The organism is Paenibacillus timonensis (genome assembly GCF_022427145.1).
Taxonomy (GTDB): Bacteria; Bacillota; Bacilli; order Paenibacillales; family Paenibacillaceae; genus Fontibacillus; species Fontibacillus timonensis.
In genome coordinates this window covers 1-798 of sequence record NZ_JAKSXN010000150.1, presented here as the reverse complement: position 1 = coordinate 798, position 798 = coordinate 1, and the positions used below count along the sequence as shown (strand labels likewise).

Here is a 798-nt window from a genome sequence, read left to right as displayed (position 1 = left end):
ATAACGTTTTGTATTCACGAAACGACCCAGCCTTAGATAGCTCTTATCTTAGGCTGGGGCGTTTGTTGGCTGAGCTTCTTCCATGATTATACATCTGACAACCGAGGGGCGATAGCCCCGAAGCGTGAATACGGTGTTATGGGATGTTGCTGCCATCCTCGAATATACTTACAATGCACCTGTTTTATTCGCTACTAATAACTATGTTATAATGAATAATAAATTTTCTTATAGGGGTTGAATTTAATGGCTGTTTCAAAAGATGATTTGAATAAATTAATTCAACAATTACCCGATGAAGCCCTTCCTATTGCTGCTGACTTCTTGGAGAAATTAGCAACTAATCCTCACAACAGAAATATTCCCTGGGACGATGAGCCGACTACAAAAGAAGACCTAGAGGAGATTGCTAAAGCAAAACAATCGATCGCTCGTGGTGAAGGAATTAAACTCAAGGATGTAATTGATGAACTACTCAATTGAGTTCTATAAAGAAGCCCTTAAATACTTACAAAGACTAGATAAGCCTTCTCGAATTCGAATTGTACAACACCTAGAGATCCTCTCAGAAAACCCATTTCATCCTGAACTTGATATCAAGAGAATGAGAGGTACATCTGAAGAATATAGGTTACGCGTTGGTTCGTTTAGGATTATTTACACGATCGAGGATAAACAATTAATCATACATGTCTTGAAAATAGGTTCTCGCGGAGATGTATATAAATAATCATTTAGTTCTTACCCACCCATGCTCGGTGGGTTTTTATATACCCTATTTCTTGCAGCAATTTCCCA

Annotated in this window: 2 protein-coding genes; both read left to right on the top strand. The window is 38.2% G+C overall.

The window, feature by feature from the left end:
• Positions 1–246 precede the first annotated feature (246 nt).
• Positions 247–483 carry a hypothetical protein gene (locus tag MJ257_RS24610; RefSeq protein ID WP_240271801.1) on the top strand — a complete coding sequence of 79 codons (237 nt, stop codon included), beginning with the start codon at positions 247–249 and terminating at the stop codon, positions 481–483.
• Positions 467–730 carry a type II toxin-antitoxin system RelE family toxin gene (locus MJ257_RS25040; protein WP_372489898.1) on the top strand — a complete coding sequence of 88 codons (264 nt, stop codon included), beginning with the start codon at positions 467–469 and terminating at the stop codon, positions 728–730. The genes MJ257_RS24610 and MJ257_RS25040 overlap by 17 nt, the downstream gene beginning before the upstream one ends.
• Positions 731–798: the final 68 nt, after the last annotated feature.